Origin of the sequence: Cupriavidus alkaliphilus, assembly GCF_900094595.1 — a bacterium.
Lineage (GTDB): Bacteria > Pseudomonadota > Gammaproteobacteria > Burkholderiales > Burkholderiaceae > Cupriavidus > Cupriavidus alkaliphilus.
Genome location: NZ_FMAD01000020.1, coordinates 23,466 through 43,728, shown reverse-complemented (window position 1 = coordinate 43,728; position 20,263 = coordinate 23,466). Strand labels below are relative to the sequence as shown.

General features: G+C 69.4%; 18 protein-coding genes. 9 read left to right on the top strand and 9 right to left on the bottom strand.

All coding sequences use genetic code 11. The annotated features are described in order from the left end of the window. Positions 1–61: 61 nt before the first annotated feature. Complete coding sequence (locus GA0116996_RS27555; RefSeq protein ID WP_092318213.1) at positions 62–1,390, top strand: mechanosensitive ion channel family protein; 1,329 nt, start codon at positions 62–64, stop codon at positions 1,388–1,390. Between the two features lie 44 nt (positions 1,391–1,434). Here the strand turns inward: GA0116996_RS27555 and purT are convergent, their stop codons facing one another. The 7 genes from purT to GA0116996_RS27520 all read right to left on the bottom strand — a co-directional run bounded on the left by purT (position 1,435) and on the right by GA0116996_RS27520 (position 8,654). Further along, positions 1,435–2,640 carry a formate-dependent phosphoribosylglycinamide formyltransferase gene (gene purT, locus GA0116996_RS27550; RefSeq protein WP_092318210.1) on the bottom strand — a complete coding sequence of 402 codons (1,206 nt, stop codon included), beginning with the start codon at positions 2,638–2,640 and terminating at the stop codon, positions 1,435–1,437. 69 nt (positions 2,641–2,709) lie between these two features. Further along, positions 2,710–3,189 (bottom strand): hypothetical protein, encoded by a 480-nt coding sequence (locus GA0116996_RS27545; protein ID WP_092318207.1) that lies wholly within the window; start codon positions 3,187–3,189, stop codon positions 2,710–2,712. Between the two features lie 143 nt (positions 3,190–3,332). Beyond that, complete coding sequence (locus GA0116996_RS27540) at positions 3,333–4,502, bottom strand: MFS transporter (RefSeq protein ID WP_167355558.1); 1,170 nt, start codon at positions 4,500–4,502, stop codon at positions 3,333–3,335. 291 nt (positions 4,503–4,793) lie between these two features. Then, a complete protein-coding gene (locus tag GA0116996_RS27535) occupies positions 4,794–5,783 on the bottom strand; it encodes a Bug family tripartite tricarboxylate transporter substrate binding protein (RefSeq protein WP_092318201.1) in 990 nt (329 codons plus the stop codon). Positions 5,784–5,874: 91 nt separating this feature from the next. Continuing rightward, positions 5,875–6,639, bottom strand: a complete 765-nt coding sequence (locus GA0116996_RS27530) for a crotonase/enoyl-CoA hydratase family protein (protein ID WP_092318198.1) — start codon at positions 6,637–6,639, stop codon at positions 5,875–5,877. Positions 6,640–6,666: 27 nt separating this feature from the next. After that, the gene (locus GA0116996_RS27525) at positions 6,667–7,431 is read right to left on the bottom strand and encodes an SDR family NAD(P)-dependent oxidoreductase (protein WP_092318195.1); all 765 of its coding nucleotides are present in this window, start codon (positions 7,429–7,431) and stop codon (positions 6,667–6,669) included. A 44-nt stretch (positions 7,432–7,475) separates the two neighbouring features. Further along, entirely contained in the window at positions 7,476–8,654 is a 1,179-nt protein-coding gene (locus tag GA0116996_RS27520) for a thiolase family protein (RefSeq protein ID WP_092318192.1), read from the bottom strand. Between the two features lie 215 nt (positions 8,655–8,869). Here GA0116996_RS27520 and GA0116996_RS27515 point away from each other — a divergent pair, with 215 nt between their 5' ends. Next, positions 8,870–9,685, top strand: coding sequence for an IclR family transcriptional regulator (locus GA0116996_RS27515; protein WP_092318189.1), 816 nt, complete (start codon positions 8,870–8,872; stop codon positions 9,683–9,685). Between the two features lie 39 nt (positions 9,686–9,724). Here GA0116996_RS27515 and GA0116996_RS27510 read toward each other — a convergent pair whose 3' ends face one another. Next, positions 9,725–10,522, bottom strand: a complete 798-nt coding sequence (locus tag GA0116996_RS27510) for a crotonase/enoyl-CoA hydratase family protein (RefSeq protein ID WP_092318186.1) — start codon at positions 10,520–10,522, stop codon at positions 9,725–9,727. A 270-nt stretch (positions 10,523–10,792) separates the two neighbouring features. Between GA0116996_RS27510 and GA0116996_RS27505 the strand changes: the two genes are divergently transcribed. The 7 genes from GA0116996_RS27505 (at position 10,793) to GA0116996_RS27475 (ending at position 19,179) form a co-directional block, all read left to right on the top strand. Continuing rightward, the gene (locus GA0116996_RS27505) at positions 10,793–12,985 is read left to right on the top strand and encodes a PQQ-dependent dehydrogenase, methanol/ethanol family (protein ID WP_092318183.1); all 2,193 of its coding nucleotides are present in this window, start codon (positions 10,793–10,795) and stop codon (positions 12,983–12,985) included. Between the two features lie 346 nt (positions 12,986–13,331). Then, positions 13,332–16,136, top strand: coding sequence for a monovalent cation/H+ antiporter subunit A (locus tag GA0116996_RS27500; RefSeq protein WP_092318234.1), 2,805 nt, complete (start codon positions 13,332–13,334; stop codon positions 16,134–16,136). Further along, entirely contained in the window at positions 16,136–16,522 is a 387-nt protein-coding gene (locus tag GA0116996_RS27495; RefSeq protein ID WP_092318181.1) for a Na+/H+ antiporter subunit C, read from the top strand. Before GA0116996_RS27500 ends, GA0116996_RS27495 begins: the two co-directional genes overlap by 1 nt. After that, positions 16,519–18,060: a monovalent cation/H+ antiporter subunit D gene (locus GA0116996_RS27490; RefSeq protein ID WP_092318178.1), complete on the top strand. Its 1,542-nt coding sequence runs from the start codon at positions 16,519–16,521 to the stop codon at positions 18,058–18,060. The genes GA0116996_RS27495 and GA0116996_RS27490 overlap by 4 nt, the downstream gene beginning before the upstream one ends. 3 nt (positions 18,061–18,063) lie before the next feature. Continuing rightward, the gene (locus tag GA0116996_RS27485; protein WP_092318175.1) at positions 18,064–18,567 is read left to right on the top strand and encodes a Na+/H+ antiporter subunit E; all 504 of its coding nucleotides are present in this window, start codon (positions 18,064–18,066) and stop codon (positions 18,565–18,567) included. Beyond that, positions 18,552–18,824, top strand: a complete 273-nt coding sequence (locus GA0116996_RS27480; protein ID WP_025586311.1) for a K+/H+ antiporter subunit F — start codon at positions 18,552–18,554, stop codon at positions 18,822–18,824. The genes GA0116996_RS27485 and GA0116996_RS27480 overlap by 16 nt, the downstream gene beginning before the upstream one ends. A gap of 10 nt (positions 18,825–18,834) precedes the next feature. Further along, entirely contained in the window at positions 18,835–19,179 is a 345-nt protein-coding gene (locus tag GA0116996_RS27475; protein WP_062799472.1) for a Na+/H+ antiporter subunit G, read from the top strand. Between the two features lie 148 nt (positions 19,180–19,327). On the opposite strand, the gene GA0116996_RS27470 is transcribed toward GA0116996_RS27475, so the two are convergent. Continuing rightward, a complete protein-coding gene (locus GA0116996_RS27470; RefSeq protein WP_092318172.1) occupies positions 19,328–20,197 on the bottom strand; it encodes a DUF72 domain-containing protein in 870 nt (289 codons plus the stop codon). Positions 20,198–20,263: the final 66 nt, after the last annotated feature.

The window sequence follows — 20,263 nt, the reverse complement described above, 5'->3', positions numbered from 1 at the left end:
GGGATGGCGGGCGCGTTCGGTACACTATCTGGCCTAGTCAAAGGCCGGAGTCGCCCCCGCCATGAATTTCGATGCCCTGCTGGAGCTGTTCCAGCAACGTATTCCCGCCCACCCGTGGGCGCAGATCGCGCTGTACCTGGTCGCGCTATGCCTGATCGCCGCGCTGGCGCAATGGCTGTTCGGCCATGTGATGTCGCGCATCGCCCACCGGCTGCTGAAGGTGTGGGGCAAGACCCCGTGGAGCACGGCGCTGACGCGCCATCGCGCCTACCGGCGTTTCGGCTACGCGGTGGGCTTTGCCGTGATCACCGTCGGCATTGGCGAAGTGCCGCACATGGGCCGCTATGCGCTGGCGATCGAGCGCCTCGCGCATGCCAGCCTGTGGGTGTGCTTCTTCCTGATGCTGGGCGGCGTGCTGGGCGCCTGGCAGGACGTGTACGCCAGCAGCCGCCGGGCACAGACGCGCTCGATCAAGGGCTATATCCAGGTGGGCCGGCTGGGGCTGGGGCTGGTGTGCGCCGTGCTGGTGCTGTCGATCCTGATCAACCGCTCGCCGCTGTGGATGCTGTCTGGCCTGGGGGCCTTGTCGGCGGTGCTGCTGCTGGTGTTCAAGGACACGCTGCTGTCGCTGGTCGCGAGCACGCAGCTGACTTCCAACGACATGCTGCGCATCGGCGACTGGATCGAAATGCCCCAGTGCAACGCCGACGGCTACGTCAAGGACATCGCGCTGCATACGGTCAAGGTGCAGAACTGGGACAACACCGTGACCACGGTGCCGACCTACAAGCTGTTCTCGGAAAGCTATCGCAACTACCGCCAGATGTTCGAGTCCGGCGCGCGCCGGATCAAGCGCACCTTGCGGCTCGATGCCGGCAGCGTGCGCTTCCTCGAAGACCGCGAGGTCCACGCGCTGATGCGCTTTCGCCTGCTGCACGACTACCTGGAAGAAAAGCAGCGCGAGGTCGACGAGGCCAACCGGCTGCTGATCGCCGCCGGCAACGACCCGGTCAACCGGCGCCGGCTGACCAATATCGGCACCTTCCGCGCCTATGGCATCGCCTACCTGAAGGCACACCCCGAGATCCACCACGACCTGCTGCTGAACGTGCGCATGATGGAGCCCGATTCGCAGGGCATCCCGGTCGAGATCTACTGCTTCACCGCGCTCACCGCGTGGATGGACTACGAGCGCATCCAGGGCGATGTGTTCGACCACCTGCTGGCGATCCTGCCGGAACTGGGGCTGCGGCTGTACCAGGCGCCGTCTGGCGCCGACCTGAACGGCGTGCGCATCGCGCCGGTGCTGGCCGCGGCGCAGGTGGCGGCCGCGCAGGCGGTCCAGCATGCCCCGGCCAACGGCGCCGCCGCGGGCAGCCATCCGATGTAGCGGGGGATGTAGCGGGGATGTAGCGGGATGCCGGGAGGCGCGGCTCAGCCGACCGCGCGCGGGCGCACGCGGCTGGCGGCTTCCTTGGCGCGCGTGCGCGCGGTGTCGACGTCGTCGGCATAGGCCAGCGCCACGCCCATGCGGCGGCGAGCGAAGCTCTCAGGCTTGCCGAACAGCCGCAGCTCGGTCTGCGGCACGCGCAAGGCCTGGTCGACGCCGTCGAAGACCACCCCCTGGGCTTCCACGCCGCCGTAGATCACGGCGCTGGCGCCGGGGCTGCGCAGCGTGGTGTCGACCGGCAGGCCGAGGATGGCGCGGGCATGCAGCTCGAACTCGTTCTGCCATTGCGTGGCCATGGTGACCATGCCGGTGTCGTGCGGGCGCGGGCTGACCTCGCTGAACCAGACCTGCTCGCCCTTGACGAACAGCTCGACGCCGAACAGGCCCATGCCGCCCAGGTCGGCGGTGACCGTCTGCGCGATGCGCTGCGCGCTTTCGAGCGCGGCCGGGTGCATCGGCTGCGGCTGCCAGCTCTCGACGTAGTCGCCGCTGACCTGCACGTGGCCGATCGGCGCGCAGAACTGCGTTTCCACCTGGCCGCTGGCGCCCACCGCGCGCACCGTCAGCAGCGTGATCTCGTAGTCGAAATCGATAAAGCCCTCGACGATCACGCGGCCGTGGCTGACGCGGCCGCCGGCCATGGCGTAGTCCCACGCCGCCTGCACGCCCTCGGGGCCGTCGATCTTGCTCTGGCCCTTGCCCGAGCTGCTCATCACCGGCTTGACCACGCACGGGTAGCCGATGCCGCCATCGATCGCGGCCTGCAGTTCCTCGAGCGAATCGCAGAACTTGTAGGGGCTGGTGGGCAGGCCGAGCGACTCGGCGGCGAGCCGGCGGATGCCTTCGCGGTCCATGGTCAGGCGCGCGGCGCGCGCGGTCGGAATCACGCGCACGGTGCCGGCGGCTTCCAGCGTTTCCAGCATCGGCGTGGCGATGGCCTCGATCTCGGGCACCACCAGGTGCGGCTTCTCGGCCTCGATCAGGGCCTTGAGCTGGTCCGGGTCGCTCATGGCGATGGTGCGCGCATGATGCGCGACCTGCTGGCCAGGCGCGTTGTCATAGCGGTCGACGGCGATGGTCTCCACGCCCAGGCGCTGCAGCGCGATCAGCACCTCCTTGCCGAGCTCGCCGGAGCCGAGCAGCATCACTTTGGTGGCGGAGGGGGAAAGGGGCGTTCCGAGGGTGGTCATGGCGGCAGGGCGGCGAGGCGATGGGAAAACCGCGATTGTACGTGCTGCCGCCCGCTGGCGCCGCCGGCCCTAGTCTTCGGCGTCGCGCGAGCCGGTGGGGCGACGCGCCGCCTGGTCCCTGCGGTCGGCGGCCTCGGCCTCGGCCGGGCTCGACGCGACGCCGTACATGCCGTGGCGCGGCGTGCCCGGGGGCAGGTTGCCGAGATCGGTGGGCTGGTAGGGGTGCGGGCCCGGCGGCGGCTGCGAGGTGTCGCTGGACGGATGTGCGCGGCCGGTCAGCTTCTCGTCGCGGGTCACGCTGTGGCCGCCGTAGTGGTGGTCGGTCAGCGAGCCTTCATGCGCGGGCGCCGACGGGGCCGGCGCGCCGGAGATATCGGTCACGCGTACCGGAATCGACGGATAGACCTGCTGGGCGGCGGCGATCGCCATCTCGGGCGAGTCGAACTCGCCGTCGAGCCGCTCCGGTGCGCCATTGCCGGTGCGCATTTCCAGATGCCAGCGGCCATCTTCCGGGCCGCACACCAGGATTTCCTGTTCGGTCGAGGTCATGGGGGCCTCCTTGGTCTGAACGTTGCGTCTCTGCGCAGACAGGCACGAACCGTTCCAGCCGCGCGCCCCCGCGGGCGCACGCCGCACGCGTCGCCGCGTGACGCCAGATTTACAATGCGCGCCCGTTCTTACCGCCGCCCCGCTCAGGACGTGGCCATCAACGGCGGCCGCGGCCGGGTCACCACCGCGAAAGCGATCTGCGCGAGCCCCGCCGCCAGCCCCAGCGCGACGCCGGCCTGCCACGCCACGGTATAGGAGCCGAGCGCGTCATAGACCAGCCCGCCGCCGAAGGCGCCGACAAAGCTGCCGATCTGGTGGCTGAAAAAGGCCACGCCGCCCAGCATCGCCTGCCAGCGCAGGCCGAAGGTCTCGGCGATCCAGCCCGACACCAGCGGCGCCACGCCCAGCCACAGGAAGCCCATCACCGCGGCGAACACCAGCGTGCTCTGCGGTGTCGGCGCCGACGAGAAATACCACGTCAGCGCCAGCGAACGCAGCGTATAGATGCCGCCCAGCAGCATCAGCTTGTTGTAGCGGCCGCCGGCCCAGCCGAAGAAGATGCTGCCCAGCACGTTGAAGCCGCCGATCACGCCCAGCGCCTCGGCGCTGAGCATCGGGTCCATGCCGCACACATCGAGATACGACGGCAGGTGCGTGGTCAGGAACACCAGCTGCATGCCGCAGACAAAGTAGGCCTGCGCCATCACCACGAACGGCGCGTGGCGCAGCGCGGTGCCCAGCGCCTGGCGCGCATTGTCCTGGCCGATGCCCGCCGGCGTCGCCAGCGGCAGCCGGTCGACGCGCCCGGCCGACCACGCCGCCGGCAGCATCACCAGCGCCAGCAGCACGAATGCGGCCAGCCCGGTGCGCCAGCCATAGGCCTGCGTCACCATCTGCCCGATCGGCGCCGCCAGCAGCGCCCCCAGCGAGCCGGCGCCCGACACCAGCCCCAGCACCGTGCTGCGCAGCGCCGCCGGCACCGGCCGCGCCGCCACCGCCATCGCCAGCGCGCTGCCGGTGCAGGCCATCGATGCGCCGATGGCCACGCCCGCGCCCAGCGTGACGCCGACCAGGCTGTGCGCGGTCGCCAGCAGCACCAGCCCGATCACGTACAGCAGCGACCCCGCCATCATCAGCGGCCGGAAGCCGATACGCGTGGCCCAGGCACCTGCGAGCGGCTGCAGCAGGCCCCACGCCAGGTTCTGCACGGCGATGGCGACGGTGAAATCCGACACCGAGATGCCGATATCGCGCGTCAGCGGCGGCATGAAGATGCCCAGGCTCTGGCGCAGGCCCATGGCCAGGCTCAGCATCACCGAAGCGCCGAGCAGGATCGGCAGCGCCGGGCGCAGGCCCTCGAAGCGGGACGGGGATGAAGACGGGGTAGGTGCGGGGGAGAGGGGCACGGTAGGTCTCGTCGCGGGGTTTCGTTATCGTTGTGAGCCCCCGGGCGCCTTCCATGTCTGCAATGTCTGGAATTTAAGCGGGCACTGAATATACCGCAGGGTAAGGCGAGGGTATGCCGCGGCGCCCGGCCGTGTCAATTTGGCTTTGGGCCGGGCCGCCTTCCGATTTGGCAAAGGCGGCCCGGCAAGGCCCGGCGATCAGTCCAGGCTGACCTTTGACGCGCGGATGGTCTCGCCCCAGCGCTGGATCTCGCCGCGGACCAGCGCGGCGAACTTCGGCTGCGGCTCGCCGCCCGGGGTGCCGCCCATGTCGCGGAAGCGGGCCGCCACCTCGGCATCGCGCATGGCCTTGCCCAGCGCCTCCTGCAGCGCCGCGGCAACCGCCGGCGGGGTTTTGGCCGGGGCGAAGAAGCCCAGCCATCCCATCACGACGAAGTCCTTGATGCCGGCTTGCGCCATGGTGGGCACCTCGGGCAGCGCGGGCAGGCGCTCGGCGCTGGTCACCGCCAGCGCGCGCAGCTTGCCGGCGCGAATCTGCGGCAGCGCCTGGGTCAGGTTGTCGAACATGAAGGTGGTTTCGCCCGCCAGCACCGAAGTGGTGGCCGGTGTCGATCCTTTGTACGGCACGTGGATGACCTCGGTGCCGGTGCGCAGCCGGAACAGTTCCGCGGTCAGGTGCGTGGTCTGGCCGATGCCGGCCGAGGCATAGGAATACTTGCCCGGCGACTGCTTGAGCTGCGCCACCAGCTCGGCCACGCTGCGCACCGGCGCCTGGGCGCCGACCACCAGCACATTGGCAAACGAGATCAGGTCGGTCAGCGGCAGGAAATCCTGCGGCTGGTAGGACAGCTGCTTGTAGGCGCTGTAGTTGATCGCATGCGAGCCGGTATTGCCGACCAGCAGCGTGTAGCCGTCCGGCGCCGCGCGCATGAAGGCCTGGGTGCCGATGATGCCGCCGCTGCCGGGCTTGTTGTCGACCACCACCGGCTGGCCCAGGATGGCCGACAGCTTCTGCGCCACCAGCCGCGTCGGGATATCGGTGGTGCCGCCGGGCGCGCCGGGCACGATGATGGTGATGGGACGCTCGGGCCAGGCCGCGGCATGGGCGGTGCAGGGCAGCGCCGCGGCAGCGGCCAGCAGCAGTGCTGCGCTGGCGTTGGACAGCGATGAGGGCAGCTTGGGTGCCATGGGTCTCCTCCATGTTGTGGTCTGTGTGCTGCTTGGCAAGGCAAGAACGGCCGGCTTGCGGCCGGCCGTTCTCAGGTCAGGGCGGAAGCTCTTACTTGCCCGTCCATACCGGTTTGCGCTTCTCGGCGAAGGCCGCCGCGCCTTCGCGTGCGTCGGCGGAAGTAAAGACCGGATCGATCAGCGGTTTCTGCCGCGCGAACATTTCCTCGCGGCTCCAGTCGCCCGACTGCGCCACCACCTGCTTGCTGGCGGCAATGGCCAGCGGCCCGTTGGCGCCGACCGCATCGGCCAGCTGCAGCGCGGCGTCGAGCGCGCCGCCGGCATCGGTCAGGCGGTTGACCAGGCCCAGCTCGTAGGCGCGCTCGGCCGGCAGCATGTCGCCGGTCAGCGCGTATTCCATCGCCACGTGGTAGGGCACGCGGCGCGGCAGGCGGATCAGGCCGCCGGCCGCGGCGGCCAGGCCGCGCTTGACCTCGGGCAGGCCGAACTTCGCCGCGCGCGAGGCCACCACCAGGTCGCACGCCAGCACCAGCTCGAAGCCGCCGGCGAGCGCATAGCCCTCGACCGCGGCAATCAGCACCTTGCGCGGCGGCTGCTCGGTCACGCCGCCGAAACCGCGGCCGGGAATGCTCGGGCGCTTGCCGGCCAGGAAGCCTTTCAGGTCCATGCCGGAGCAGAAGGTGCCGCCGGCACCGGTCAGCACCGCCAGGCTAAGATCGTCGCGCCCATCGAGTTCATCCAGCGCGGCGGCAATCGCCGTGGCGGTCTCGAAGTCCATCGCATTGCGGGCCTCGGGACGGTTGATGGTCAGCACCATCACGTTGCCGCGGATTTCCTTCAGCAGGGTATCGCTCATGCGTTCTCTCCTGTCTGGTCGGCCGGTTCAGCGCGGTGCCATGCGAATGGCGCCGTCCAGGCGGATGGTTTCGCCGTTGAGCATGGGGTTCTCGAGGATGTGCAGCGCGGTCGAGGCGTATTCGTCGGGCGCGCCCAGGCGCGCCGGGTGCGGCACCATGGCGCCGAGCGAGGCGCGCACGTTCTCGGGCAGCTTGGCCAGCAGCGGGGTGTCGAACAGCCCCGGGGCGATGGTGCAGACGCGGATTGCGCGCTGCGCCAGGTCGCGCGCGGCCACCAGCGTCATGCCGACGATGCCGGCCTTGGCCGAAGCATAGGGAATCTGGCCGATCTGGCCTTCGTAGGCGGCCACCGACGCGGTCAGCACGCAGGCGCCGCGTTCGCCGTCGACCAGCTCGTTCTTCGCCATGCGCGCGGCGCCCAGGCGCAGCGCGTTGAAGGTGCCGATCAGGTTGATGCGCACGATCGACTCGTACTTTTCCAGCGAACCCGGCGTGCCGTCCTTCTCGACCACGCGCACCGGGCCGCCCAGGCCGGCGCAATGGATCAGCGCGCGCAGCGGGGCGATGGCCTCGGCGGCGTCGTAGACCGCGTTCATCTGGTCGGTGTCGGTCACGTCGGCCTTGAGGAAGCGGACCTTGCCGCCGAACTCGTCGACCACGGCGTTGCCGCGCTCTTCGGACAGGTCGGCGATGACCACGTCGACGCCGCGTTCCACCAGGCGCCGCACGCAGGCCAGGCCCAGGCCGGAAGCGCCGCCGGTGACAACGGCGGACATATTGGTCAGTTTCATGGTGTGTCTCCTTGATGGGAAATCGGGATGGGGCAGGGCGTTGCTTACAGGCGCTCGATGATGGTGGCGTTGGCCATGCCGCCGGCTTCGCACATCGACTGCAGGCCATAGCGCTGGCCGCTGTCTTCCAGCGCATGCAGCATGGTGGTCATCAGCCGCACGCCTGAGGCGCCCAGCGGATGGCCCAGCGCGATCGCGCCGCCGCGCGGGTTCAGCCGCGCCGGGTCGGCGCCGAGCGCGCGCTGCCACGCCAGCGGCACGCAGGCAAAGGCTTCGTTGATTTCGTAATGGTCGATCTGCTCCAGCGTCAGGCCGCTCTTCCTGAGCGCGCGCTGGCTGGCGGGGATGGGGGCGGTCAGCATCGCGATCGGATCGTCGCCGCAGACGTCGAACGCGACAAAGCGCGCGCGCGGCTTCAAACCCAGGCGCTGCGCCATCGCCTCGCTCATCAGCAGCATCGCGGCGGCGCCGTCGCTGATCTGCGAGGCATTGCCGGCGGTCACGTTCCAGCCGATCTGCGGGAAGCGCGCGCTCAGCTCGTCGTTGCGGAACGACGCCTGCAGTGTGCCCAGCTTCTCCACCGAGGTGCCGGGACGGATGGTCTCGTCGTGCTCGACCACGCCGTTGGGGGTGCTGATGCCCACGATCTCGCGGCGGAACGCGCCGCTTTCGCGCGCGGCGGCGGCCAGTTCGTGCGAACGGGCCGAGTAGCTATCCATCTGCCCGCGCGACAGCTCGTACTTTGCCGCGACCAGTTCGGCCGCCACGCCCTGCGACACCAGGCCTGGCGCGTAGCGCGCTTCCATCGACGGGCCATACGGGTTCTGGCCGATGCGCGCCGAGCCCATCGGCACCCGGCTCATCGACTCGATGCCGCAGGCGATGACGATGTCATAGGCGCCGGCCATGATGCCCTGCGCGGCAAAGTGCACCGCCTGCTGGCTGGAGCCGCACTTGCGGTCGATGGTGGTGGCCGGCACGTGCTCGGGGAACCCCGCCGCCAGCCATGCCACCCGGCCGGGGCCGGCGGATTGCTCGCCCGCCTGCGTCACGCATCCGGTGATGACGTCGTCGACCAGGCCCGGGTCCAGCCGGTTGCGCTCGACCAGCGCCTTGAGCACCTGCGCCAGCAGTTCGGTGGCATGGAGTTCGGTAAAGGCCGAGCCCGGCTTGGAGCGGCCCATCGGGCTGCGGATGGCGTCGACGATGACGGCTTGTTGCATGCGGAGTCTCCTGAGAAAGCTGGCGTTGCGAGTCGTGCGTGGATATTGAGACGTCAGTATCGAAAAGTGCTCGTCCGATACGATGAATTGGGATTCTGGCGTCGGAAAATCGCCCTGTAAACGTTAAAAGGTGTGGTTTGACTTTCGAAAAGCCGAAGGGCAACATCCGGGTTTTGAGACGCGCGTATCAAAAAACTTTAGATCCAGGCCCGCCGATGACTAATGCTCCACATGCCTCCGTGGCCCCGCCATCCGCCGACGCCGACGGCGAGGCTCGCCTTGTCAGCGCGCTGGCGCGCGGCGTCTCGATCCTCAACTGCTTCTCACCGACGGTGCAGGAACTCAGCAGCCGCGAACTGATGGAGCGCACCGGGCTGGCCAAGCCGACCCTGTTCCGGCTGCTCGACACGCTGTGCGGGCTGGGCCTGCTGCATTACTCGGAACGGCTGTCGCGCTATGTGCCCGGCGTCGGCCTGATCAACCTGGCCGCGCCGGCGCTGGCGCGCATGACGATCCGCCAGCTGGCGCGCCCGGCGATGCAGGAACTGGCGGACCATATCGCCGGACAGGTCGAGCTGATCGTCGGCAGCGGCCATGCGCTGACCTATGTCGAGATCGCCCAGGGCGTCGGCAGCCATGTGTTCCGGCCCGAGGTCGGCACGCGCGTGTCGGCCTCGCGCACCGGCTCGGGCCGCGCCTACCTGCTGCGGCTGGAGGCGGCGCAGCGCGAGGCCTACCTGGCCCAGTTGCGCGCCACCGACCCGCAGCGCGCCGACTGGCTGCAGGCGCGCCTGGACGATGCCGCGCGCGACCTGCAGGAGCACGGCTTCTGCCGCGGCCATCGCGACCTGCACCGCGAAGTCGAGTCGGTGGCCGTGCCGCTGCGCACGCGCCGCGACGGCGAGGCGTGGATCTTCGCCGCGTCGGTGCCGGTTTTCAGCCAGCAGAGCAAACAGCTGGAGGAAGATATCGGTCCGCGCCTGGTCAGCCTGGTGCGCAATGTCGAAGGCGCGCTGGGCGTGGCGGGATAGGGGGGATAGGGCCACGCCAGCGAGATTTCGGCGGCCGCTTCAGTTGCCGGTAAAGACCGGCGTGCGCTTGTCCAGGAAGGCCTGCACCGCTTCGCGGTGATCGGCGGTCTGGTGCGACAGCGCCTGGAAGCCGGCCGACAGTTCCAGCAGCGTATCCAGCCGGGTATGCATGGCTTCGCGCATCAGGCGCTTGGCCAGCCGCACCGCGTGCGGCGGATTGGCGGCGATGCGGCCGGCCAGCTCATAGGCGGTGGGCAGCAGCGCGTCGGGCGCGACCACGCGCGACACCAGGTTCCATTCGAGCGCCAGCCTGGCGTCGATCGGCTGGCCGGTGAAGGTCATCTCGGCTGCGCGCGACAGGCCGATCACGCGCGGCAGCAGCCACGCGCCGCCGTCGCCCGGAATGATGCCCAGCTTGACGAAGGACTCGGCGAACTGCGCCCGTTCCGAGGCAATGCGGATATCGCACATGCAGGCCAGGTCCAGCCCCGCGCCCATGGCCGCGCCATTGACCGCGGCGATCACCGGCACTTCCAGGTTGAACAGCGCCAGCGGCAGGCGCTGGATGCCGCAGCGGTAGTCCTGGCGGATCTCCATGCCCGGCACCGTGCCCGAGGCCTGGCGCTCCATGTCCTTGATATTGCCGCCCGACGAGAACGCCGTGCCGGCGCCGGTGATCACCACCGCGCGCACGCTGCGGTCGGCATGGATGCGGTCGATCGCGGCCAGGAACTCCGCCACCGCGGTGTTGCCGGTAAGCGGGTTGCGCCGCTCGGGCTCGTTCATGGTCAGGGTGACGATGTGGTCCTGCTGTTCGTAGAGAAGGAACTGGCTCATGTTGGGGGGCTCCGGGTAGGGATGCGGGGTCTGTCCTGGCGCCAAGGCTAAGCCAGGGCGGGCGGCAGCGTCCAATATTCATTTCTTCCATGGCGATATCCGGTGGATATTGGTCGCCGGGCCGGCCGTGCCGCCGGATCCGGGTTATCCCTGTACCCATAACGCGAGGGCTCGCCGATGATCGGTGGGCCCCGGCCACCGCCCCGGCATCGCGCAGTACCGTAATCCTGCAGTCCCGAATTCCAACAACAATGCCCTTCAGGAGACGATATGAGCCATGCGTTGAAGCCGGCAACGGATCCCGTTGCCGTCGAATTTGCGTGCGCATCTGCCACCGAGGTTGCGACCGAAGTTGCCAGCGCCAGGCGCCGAACCAGGACCCGCGCCGCCGCCTGGCTGGCCACCCTGGCACTGGCGGCGCAACTCCTGCCCGCCAGTGCGGCGGCCCCGCGCAACGCGGCGGCCAGGGTCGACGGCGCCTTCATCAGCGCCAATGCCGGCACCACGCGAGACTGGCCCAGCCATGGCCTGGACTACGCCGAGACCCGCTTCAGCCGGCTGCGCCAGATCGATACCGCCAATGTGCGCAACCTGGGGCTGGTGTGGAGCTATAACCTGGAGTCGACCCGGGGCGTCGAAGCGACCCCTCTGGTGGTCGACGGCGTGATGTACGTGACCGCGTCGTGGAGCGTGGTGCATGCGGTCGATGCGCGCACCGGCAAGCGGCTCTGGACCTTCGATCCCAAGGTCGACCGTTCGCTCGGCTATCGCGGCTGCTGCGACGTGGTCAACCGCGGCGTGGCGCTGTACCAGGGCAAGGTGTTCGTCGCCGCCTACGACGGCCGGCTGATCGCGCTCGATGCCGCCAGCGGGCGCAAGCTGTGGGAGCAGGACACCATCATCGACCGCCGCTATTCGTACACCATCACCGGCGCGCCGCGCGTATTCAAGGGCAAGGTCATCATCGGCAACGGCGGCGCGGAGTTTGGCGTGCGCGGCTACATCACCGCCTACGACGCCGCCACCGGCGCGCAGCAGTGGCGCTGGTTCACCGTCCCCGGCGATCCGTCCAGGCCGTTCGAGGACGAATCGATGGCCGCCGCCGCCAAGACCTGGGACCCCAGCGGCAAGTACTGGGAGGCGGGCGGCGGCGGCACGGCCTGGGACACGCTGGCCTTCGATCCGGACCTGAACCTGATGTACGTCGGCACCGGCAACGGCGCGCCCTGGTCGCGCAGCAAGCGCAGCCCGGCGGGCGGCGACAACCTCTACCTGGCCTCGATCGTCGCGCTCAACCCGGACACCGGCAAATACGTCTGGCACTACCAGGAGACCCCCGGCGACAACTGGGACTACACCTCGACCCAGCCGATGATCCTGGCCGACCTGAAGCTGGAAGGGCAGCTGCGCAAGGTCATCCTGCACGCGCCCAAGAACGGTTTCTTCTTCGTCATCGACCGCACCAACGGCAAGTTCATCTCGGCGAAGAACTTCGTCGACGTCAACTGGGCCACCGGCTATGACGCCGGCGGCCGCCCGATCGAGCGGCCCGAGGCGCGCGCCGCCGACAAGGCCTATGACGCAATCCCCGGCCCGTACGGCGCGCACAACTGGCATCCGATGTCGTTCAACCCGCAGACCGGGCTGGTCTACCTGCCGGCGCAGCACGTGCCGCTCAACCTGATGGACGACAAGAGCTGGCAGTTCAATGAAGGCAAGCCCGGCACGCCGCATGGCAACGTGGGCTGGAACACGGCCAAGTTCCTCAATGCCGAGCCACCGAAAAGCAAGCCCTTCGGCCGGCTGATTGCGTGGGACCCGGTGCAGCAGAAGGCCGCGTGGACGCAGGAGCTGGTCTCGCCGTGGAACGGCGGCACGCTGACCACCGCCGGCAACCTGGTGTTCCAGGGCACCGCCGACGGGCGCTTCGTCGCCTATGACGCGCGCAATGGCGACAAGCTGTGGGAATCGCCCACCGGCACCGGCGTGGTGGCCGCGCCGGTCAGCTTCGAGCTCGACGGCAGGCAGTATGTCTCGGTGGCGGTGGGCTGGGGCGGGGTCTACGGGCAGGCGCAGCGCGCCACCAACCGGCAAGGCCCGGGCACGGTCTACACCTTCGCGCTCGGCGGCAAGGCGCCGCTGCCGGCCTTCGCCGAATACCGTGCCGGCAAGCTGCTGCAGGGCGTGAAGTACGACCCGGCGCTGGTCAAGGACGGCACCGCGCTGTACGTCAGCAACTGCGTGCTGTGCCACGGCGTGCCCGGCGTCGACCGCGGCGGCAACATCCCCAACCTGGGCTATATCGACGCCGCCTTCATCGAGAACCTGGACAAGGTCGTGTTCAGGGGGCCGGCGATGGCGCGCGGCATGCCGGACTTCACCGGCAAGCTGACGCCGCAGGACGTCGAGAAGATCAAGGCCTTTATCCAGGGCACCGCGGACGCGGTGCGGCCCAAGCCCTGAGCACGGGAAGGGGCCGGGGCGCGCGGCGCGCCGGCCCGGCGCTGCATCTGGCCGTACCGCCAGGACGGCGACCGGCATGCGCATGGCGACACCGCTTTCAGATTCTTGCGCGATACGATGATTTTTTTCGAGTATCGCCCCAATTGACTGGCACAGCCGGCGCAATGCCGGCAGAATCCGGACAGTAGCGGCCGGTATCGTCCGCACAGAGCCTCCAGACCATGACCACCGCCCCGACTGTCCAGCCCCGACCCTTCTTCCTGTTTGCGACCCGGCCCGCGATGCGCCGCCAGGCCGGCCGGCACCTGCCGGCCGCGAGCCCGCGCAACGGTTGATGGGGGTGGGCATGGCGCTGCCGCTGCTGATTGCGCTGCCGCTGCTGGCCGCTGCGCTGACGTGGTTGACCGGCACGCGTGTCCCGCGGCTGCTGGCGCCGGTCATCATCGGCTTGCCGCTGGCCGCGCTGATGCTGCTGCTGAGCCTGCGCGGCGAGGTCTTCGCACAGCCCGGGCATGCACTGGGCTGGCGCGTGGCGTGGCTCCCCGCGCTGGGGCTGGACCTGTCGCTGCGCCTCGACGGGCTGGCCTTCCTGTTCGCGCTGCTGGTGCTGGGCGTGGGCCTGCTGGTGATCCTGTACGCGCGCTACTACCTGGCGCGCAATGAATCGGCGGTGCGCTTCTTCTGCCTGCTGCTGCTGTTCATGGCGGCGATGCTGGGCGTGGTGCTGGCCGGCAACCTGCTGCTGCTGGTGGTGTTCTGGGAGCTGACCAGCATCCTGTCGTTCCTGCTGATCGGCTTCTGGTCGTGGCGCGCCGATGCGCGCCAGGGCGCGCGCATGGCGCTGGCGGTGACCGGCGGCGGCGGGCTGGCGTTGCTGGCGGGGGTGCTGCTGCTGGGCCATATCTGCGGCAGCTTCGAGCTGTCGGTGGTGCTGGCGCAGGCCGGCAAGGTGCAGCACCACCCGCTCTACCTGCCGATGCTGGTGCTGGTGCTGCTGGCGGTGTTCACCAAGTCGGCGCAGTTTCCGTTCAGCTTCTGGCTGCCGCACGCGATGGCCGCGCCCACGCCGGTCTCGGCCTACCTGCACTCGGCCACCATGGTCAAGGCCGGCGTGTTCCTGCTGGCGCGGCTCTATCCGGTGCTGGACGGCACCAACAGCTGGTTCTACCTGGTCAGCATGACGGGGCTGGCCACGCTTATCGTCGGCGCCGGGCTGGCGCTGCTGCAGCGCGACCTGAAGGGCCTGCTGGCGTATTCCACCATCAGCCACCTGGGGCTGATCACGCTGCTGTTCGGCCTCGATACCCAGCTCAGCACGGTGGCGGCGATCTTCCACATTATCAACCACGCGGTGTTCAAGGCGTCGCTGTTCATGGCCGCCGGCATCATCGACCATGAAACCGGCACGCGCGACCTGGACCGCCTGCGCGGCCTGGCCCGCTATATGCCGCATACCGCGGTGCTGGCGATCGTGGCGTCGCTGTCGATGGCGGGGGTGCCGCTGTTCAACGGCTTCCTCAGCAAGGAAATGTTCTTCGGCGAGACCCTGGCGCAGGGGCTGCTGGGCGAGTTCAACTGGGTGATCCCGGCCGCGGCGACCATGGCCGGCGCGCTGACCATGGCGTATTCGCTGCGCTTCATCTACGGCGTGTTCTTTGGCGGGGGCCGGCCCGACCTGCCCAACTACCCGCCGCACGAGCCGCCGCGCTTTATGAAGGTGCCGGTGGAATTCCTGGTGGTGATCTGCCTCGTGGTCGGGCTGGTGCCGGCCTACACCGTCGGCGACCTGCTCGCGGCAGCGTCGCTGGCGACGCTGCGCGCGCCGCTGCCCGAATACAGCCTGAACCTGTGGCACGGGGTCAACCTGCCGCTGGTGATGAGCCTGGTGTCGATGGCCGGCGGCGCGACCCTGTTCTTCCTGCGCCGCGACGCGCTGCGGCGCTGGCAGCAGGCGATCGAGCACCTGAGCGCGCGGCGCTCGTTCGAACACGGCATGCGCGCGCTGGAACGCTTTGCCGCGGCGGTCACGCGCTGGCTGGAAAACGGCTCGCTGCCGACCTATATCGCGTGGATGCTGCTCGCGATGCTGGCGGTGCCGGCCTATTTCCTGGCCGACCTGGCGGCGCTGGCCGGCAGCGTGCCTGCCGGCGCCATCGATCCGATCGGCGCCGCCACGCTGGCATTGCTGGCGCTGTGTGCGATCGCCGTGGTGGCGACGCACCGGCAGCGGCTGCTGGCGCTGGTGCTGCTGAGCGGCTGCGGGCTGATGGTGTCGCTGGCGTTCCTGCGCTTTTCGGCGCCGGACCTGGCGCTGACCCAGATCTCGGTCGAGGTGGTGACGATCCTGGTGCTGGTGCTGGCGCTGTTCTACCTGCCGCATGAAACGCACGAGCGCCCGCGCGCCAGCCGCCGCGTGCGCGACGCCGTGCTGGCGCTGGGCGGCGGCACGCTGCTGGCGGTGGCGGCCTACGCGGTGATGACGCGGCCGTATGACCCGGTGTCGACCTTCTACGTCGAGCAGGCGGTGCCGGGCGGCGGCGGGCACAACGTGGTCAACGTGCTGCTGGTGGACTTCCGCGGCTTCGACACGCTCGGCGAGATCTGCGTGCTGCTGGTCGCCGGGCTGGCGGTACAGGCCCTGCTCAAGGGCATGCGCCTGCCGACCCCGTCGGCGGCGCCGGACGGCCTGCCGTGGACCAGCCAGGCGCATCCGCTGCTGCTGGCGATGCTGGCGCGCCTGATGCTGCCGCTGACGCTGCTGGTGGCGGCCTTTATCCTGCTGCGCGGGCACAACCAGCCGGGCGGGGGCTTTATCGCGGCGCTGATCACCTCGGTGGCGCTGCTGCTGCAATACGTCGCCAACGGCGTGCGCTGGACCGAAGCCCGCATCGCGCCGGACTACCGCGCCATCGCCGGCGCCGGCATCCTGCTGGCGGGGCTGACCGGCCTCGGCAGCCTGGCCTTCGGCTATCCGTTCCTGACCACCGCCTTCGGCCACTTCCACCTGCCGGGCATCGGCGAGGTGGAGCTGGCCACGGCCATGATCTTCGACCTGGGAGTGTTCTGCACCGTGACCGGAACCACGCTGGTGATCGTGTCTCACCTGGGCGTCCGCAACCTGCCGCCGGCACAGGCCACGGAGGACGACTGATGGCAGCGCTCTACGCCATCGCCATCGGCATCCTGACCGCCGCCGGCATCTACCTGCTGCTGCGCGAGCGCGTGTTCACGGTGGTGCTGGGGCTGACCCTGCTGTCGTATGCGGTCAGCCTGTTCCTGCTCGGCATGGGGCGACTGTCGATCGGCCGGCCGCCGGTGATCGCGCCCGGAGCCAGCTATGCCGATCCGCTGCCGCAGGCACTGGTGCTGACCGCGATCGTCATTGCCTTCGGCATGACCGCGTTCGCGGTGGTGCTGGCGCTGCGCTCGCTCGGGCTGACCGGCAGCGACCATGTCGACGCCGCCGGCCAGCCGGAGGCGCGCGACGGCCACACCGCCGCGGGCGGCAACGCTGGCGACGAGGAGCCGCGGCCATGAACCATGCCGTGCTGCTGCCCATCCTGATCCCGATGTTCGCCGGCGCGCTGCTGACGGCGATGCCGGCCCAGCGACTGCACGCGCAGCGCGCAGCCAGCGCGGTGGGCGCGCTGCTGCTGGTGCCGGTAGCGGTGCTGCTGCTGCGCCAAGCGGCCGGCGGCGAGATCGCGGTCTATGCCATGGGCAACTGGAGCGCGCCCTTCGGCATCGTGCTGCAGCTGGACCGCACCAGCGCGATGATGCTGGCGCTGACCGCGCTGCTGGCGGTGGCCGCGCTGGCCGCGGCGGGCGAGGGCACGGCGCGCCAGGGGCGGCATTTCCACGCGCTGTTCCAGTTCCAGCTGATGGGCCTGAACGGCGCGTTCCTGGCGGGCGACCTGTTCAACCTGTTCGTCTTCTTCGAGATCCTGCTGATCGCTTCCTACGCGCTGCTGGTCCATGGGGCGGGGCGCGCCCGTGTCGGCGCTGGCCTGCACTACGTGATCCTGAACCTGGTGGCGTCATCGTTCTTCCTGGTCGCGATCGGCGTGCTGTACGGGCTCTCGGGCACGCTCAACATGGCGCACCTGGGCCTGCGCCTGGCCGGGCTGCCGGTCCAGGACCTGCCGCTGGCGGTGGCCGCGGGCGCGATGCTGATGCTGGTGTTCGCGCTCAAGGCGGCGCTGTTCCCGCTGTACTTCTGGCTGCCGCGCGCTTATGGCAGCGCAACCGGGCCGGTGGCGGCGCTGTTTGCCATCATGACCAAGGTCGGCATCTATGCCATGCTGCGTTGCGACGCGCTGATCTTCGGCGGCGCGCAGGGGCTGCTGGGGCCCTTCCTGCACGACTGGGTGTTCGCGCTGGCGCTGGCCACGCTGGCGGTCGGGGCACTGGGCGCGCTGGCCGCGACGGCGCTGCGCGCCATGACCAGCTACCTGGTGGTGGCGTCGGTCGGGCTGCTGGCGGCGTGCGTGTCGATGCAAAGCCAGGCCGGCTGGGCCGCGGCGCTGTACTACCTGCTCAGCACCACGCTGTGCACCGCCGCGCTGTTCCTGCTGGCCGATGCGCTCGAGCCCGAAGCCGCGCGCACCGACGGCGCGCCGGTCATTGCCTCGCGCCTGGCCGGGCTGCTGTACGTGGTGGGCGTGGTCGCGGCGGTGGGCCTGCCGCCGCTGTCGGGCTTCCTCGGCAAGGCCATGATCCTGCGCGCCACGCCGGCGCCATGGATGCCGCTGCTGTGGCCGGCGGTGCTGGGCTCGAGCCTGCTGCTGCTGATCGCCGTCTCGCGCACCGGCACGCGGCTGCTGTGGCGCCTGCCGCATGAGGCGCAGCGCGTCGCCGAAGGCGCCGAATACCTGGACGAAGACCATCCCGGCGCGGCGCGCCTGCGGGTGCGGCCGGACGCGCGCAAGCTGGCCTGCTGCATGCTGCTGCTGGCCGGCAACCTGGCACTGACGGTGGGCGCTCGTCCGGTCAGCGATTACGTGGCGGATGCCGCCGCGCAACTGTTGGACCGCGCCGCCTACCTGCGGGCGGTGCTGCCCGGCGAGCGGGGGTAGGCCATGTTGCGTCGTCTGCTGCCCCATCCCTGGCTGAGCCTGATCCTGATGCTGATGTGGCTGATGCTGGCGCAGAGCATCGCGCCGGGCCACTGGCTGCTGGGCGCGGCGCTGGGCTGGGCCATCGGCCGGCTGGCCGATCGCTGGCTGGTGCTGGGCGCCTTCCGCCTGTCGCGTCCGGACCTGATCCTGCGCCTGAGCTGCCATGTGCTGATCGATATCGTCAAGGCCAACGTGGAAGTGGCCGTGATGGTGCTGGGACGCACCGCACGGCTGCGCCCGGCGTTTATCGTGGTGCCGCTCGATGTCGAGCATGAACTCGCCACCACCGCGCTGATCAGCATCGTCTCGCTCAGTCCGGGCACGCTGTGCGCCGAACTGAGCGACGACCGCCGCGCCTTGCTGGTCCATGTGCTGGACCTGGAGGAAGAAGCCGCGCTGGTCGCGCTGATCAAGTCGCGCTATGAAACCCCGCTCAAGGAGATCTTCCAATGCTTGCCATCGTGATACCGGTCTGCCTGGCGATCCTTGGCCTGGCCTTCCTGCTGACGCTGGGCCGGCTGCTGCGCGGGCCCAGCCTGCCCGATCGCATCGTGGCGCTCGACACGCTCAACATCAATGCCATCGCGCTGATCGTGGTGCTGGGCATCAGTCTGGACTCGGCGGTGTTCTTCGAGGCCGCGCTGCTGATCGCGGTGATGGGCTTTGTCGCTACCGTGGCGCTGTCCAAGTACCTGCAGCGCGGCGATATCATCGAATACTAGGAGCCGGCCCATGCTGCATCCCGTTGCCGAATTCATTGTCTGCGCGCTGCTGCTGGTGGGCAGCGTGTTCATGCTGGTGGGGGCCATCGGCCTGTTCCGGCTGCCGGATTTCTTCATGCGCCTGCATGGGCCGACCAAATCGACCACGCTGGGCGTGGGCGGCGTGGTGCTGGCCTCGGTGGCGTATTTCAGCTTCCGCGGCGACGCCACCCTGCACGAGCTGCTGGTGACGGCCTTCCTGTTTTTGACCGCGCCGATCAGCGCCCATATGCTGGCCAAGGCCGCGCTGCAGCGGCAACTGCCGGTAGACCCGCGCACGCGAGGGAGCGGGTGGATGCCGCGGATTCGGGATTGAGTGGAAGACGGCGCCATCCACGGCATGCACTTGTTGAGCGCTTTTCTCCCCCTCGCCCGCGTGCGGGAGAGGGGCGGGGGTGAGGGCCCGCGCATCCGCGAAGTCAACCGCATCGATCCCAGCATCCCCTGGCATTCAGCGATAAGCGCTATTTCTCCTCGATGCGCGCACGCAGCCGTTGCGCATCGAACGGGGCCTTGACCTTCTTGTCGTTATCGAAATAGCAGTAGATATCCCGATGCGCGGCGGCCCGCGGCCGTTTCGGCGAGATCCGCTGCGCGTCGGCGGGCTCGCCGCCATTGGCCCACTTGACCAGCCGCGCGGCCCAGCGGTCCAGCGCCGCGTCGGAATAGGCGCCGCCATACAGCGTCTCGGTGCCATGCAGGCGCAGGTACAGGAAATTGCTGGTCACGTCCTCGGCATAGGGCCAGTCGGCGACGGCATCCGAGATGACCAGCGCCACCCGGTGCCGGCGCAGCAAAGCCGGGAACTCCGGCGTGCAGAAGCTGGCGTGGCGGATTTCCACCGCATGCCGGATCGGGCGCCGGCGCCGGGTCTCGCACCACGGCTCCCTGACATTGCGGTTGTGCTGCCGCGCCAGTTCGCGGGCGCTGTGCGTGTCGTGCGGAATCAGCGACAGGAAGCGTTCCATGCGTTCGGGATCGAAGCCGAAGTTGGGCGGAAACTGCCACAGCACCGGCCCCAGCTTTTCCTCCAGCGCCAGCACGCCGGAGGCAAAGAAGTTGGCCATCGCCGGCCGCGCCGAATCGTCGCGAAAGCGCAGCATGTGGGTCAGGTAGCGCGGGCCCTTGACGCTGAACACGAAGCCCGGCGGCGTGGCCTCATGCCAGGCGCGATAGCTTTTCGGCGTCTGCAGCGCGTAGTGCGAACCGTTGATCTCGATGGTCTCGACCGCGCGCGACGCGTATTCGAGCTCGCGCCGCTGCGCCAGCCCCTCGGGATAGAACACGCCGCGCCAGCCGGCGTAGCGCCAGCCTGAGATACCGATCCGGATCATCGTGATGTCCTGGTCTGTACTTTTTGCAATCGACGGCGCCACGTTTCATGCGGTTGACCCCTAGGT

Excerpts from the sequence above, each read along its gene's own strand:
- purT (WP_092318210.1), bottom strand. The coding sequence starts at position 2,640 with ATGACCACCCTCGGAACGCCCCTTTCCCCCTCCGCCACCAAAGTGATG.
- GA0116996_RS27510 (WP_092318186.1), bottom strand. The coding sequence starts at position 10,522 with ATGAGCCAGTTCCTTCTCTACGAACAGCAGGACCACATCGTCACCCTG.
- GA0116996_RS27535 (WP_092318201.1), bottom strand. The coding sequence starts at position 5,783 with ATGGCACCCAAGCTGCCCTCATCGCTGTCCAACGCCAGCGCAGCACTG.
- GA0116996_RS27475 (WP_062799472.1), top strand. The coding sequence starts at position 18,835 with ATGCTGCATCCCGTTGCCGAATTCATTGTCTGCGCGCTGCTGCTGGTG.
- GA0116996_RS27545 (WP_092318207.1), bottom strand. The coding sequence starts at position 3,189 with ATGACCTCGACCGAACAGGAAATCCTGGTGTGCGGCCCGGAAGATGGC.
- GA0116996_RS27480 (WP_025586311.1), top strand. The coding sequence starts at position 18,552 with ATGCTTGCCATCGTGATACCGGTCTGCCTGGCGATCCTTGGCCTGGCC.
- GA0116996_RS27520 (WP_092318192.1), bottom strand. The coding sequence starts at position 8,654 with ATGCAACAAGCCGTCATCGTCGACGCCATCCGCAGCCCGATGGGCCGC.
- GA0116996_RS27490 (WP_092318178.1), top strand. The coding sequence starts at position 16,519 with ATGAACCATGCCGTGCTGCTGCCCATCCTGATCCCGATGTTCGCCGGC.
- GA0116996_RS27505 (WP_092318183.1), top strand. The coding sequence starts at position 10,793 with ATGAGCCATGCGTTGAAGCCGGCAACGGATCCCGTTGCCGTCGAATTT.
- GA0116996_RS27495 (WP_092318181.1), top strand. The coding sequence starts at position 16,136 with ATGGCAGCGCTCTACGCCATCGCCATCGGCATCCTGACCGCCGCCGGC.
- GA0116996_RS27500 (WP_092318234.1), top strand. The coding sequence starts at position 13,332 with ATGGCGCTGCCGCTGCTGATTGCGCTGCCGCTGCTGGCCGCTGCGCTG.
- GA0116996_RS27470 (WP_092318172.1), bottom strand. The coding sequence starts at position 20,197 with ATGATCCGGATCGGTATCTCAGGCTGGCGCTACGCCGGCTGGCGCGGC.
- GA0116996_RS27525 (WP_092318195.1), bottom strand. The coding sequence starts at position 7,431 with ATGAAACTGACCAATATGTCCGCCGTTGTCACCGGCGGCGCTTCCGGC.
- GA0116996_RS27555 (WP_092318213.1), top strand. The coding sequence starts at position 62 with ATGAATTTCGATGCCCTGCTGGAGCTGTTCCAGCAACGTATTCCCGCC.
- GA0116996_RS27530 (WP_092318198.1), bottom strand. The coding sequence starts at position 6,639 with ATGAGCGATACCCTGCTGAAGGAAATCCGCGGCAACGTGATGGTGCTG.
- GA0116996_RS27485 (WP_092318175.1), top strand. The coding sequence starts at position 18,064 with ATGTTGCGTCGTCTGCTGCCCCATCCCTGGCTGAGCCTGATCCTGATG.
- GA0116996_RS27540 (WP_167355558.1), bottom strand. The coding sequence starts at position 4,502 with ATGCTGAGCCTGGCCATGGGCCTGCGCCAGAGCCTGGGCATCTTCATG.
- GA0116996_RS27515 (WP_092318189.1), top strand. The coding sequence starts at position 8,870 with ATGACTAATGCTCCACATGCCTCCGTGGCCCCGCCATCCGCCGACGCC.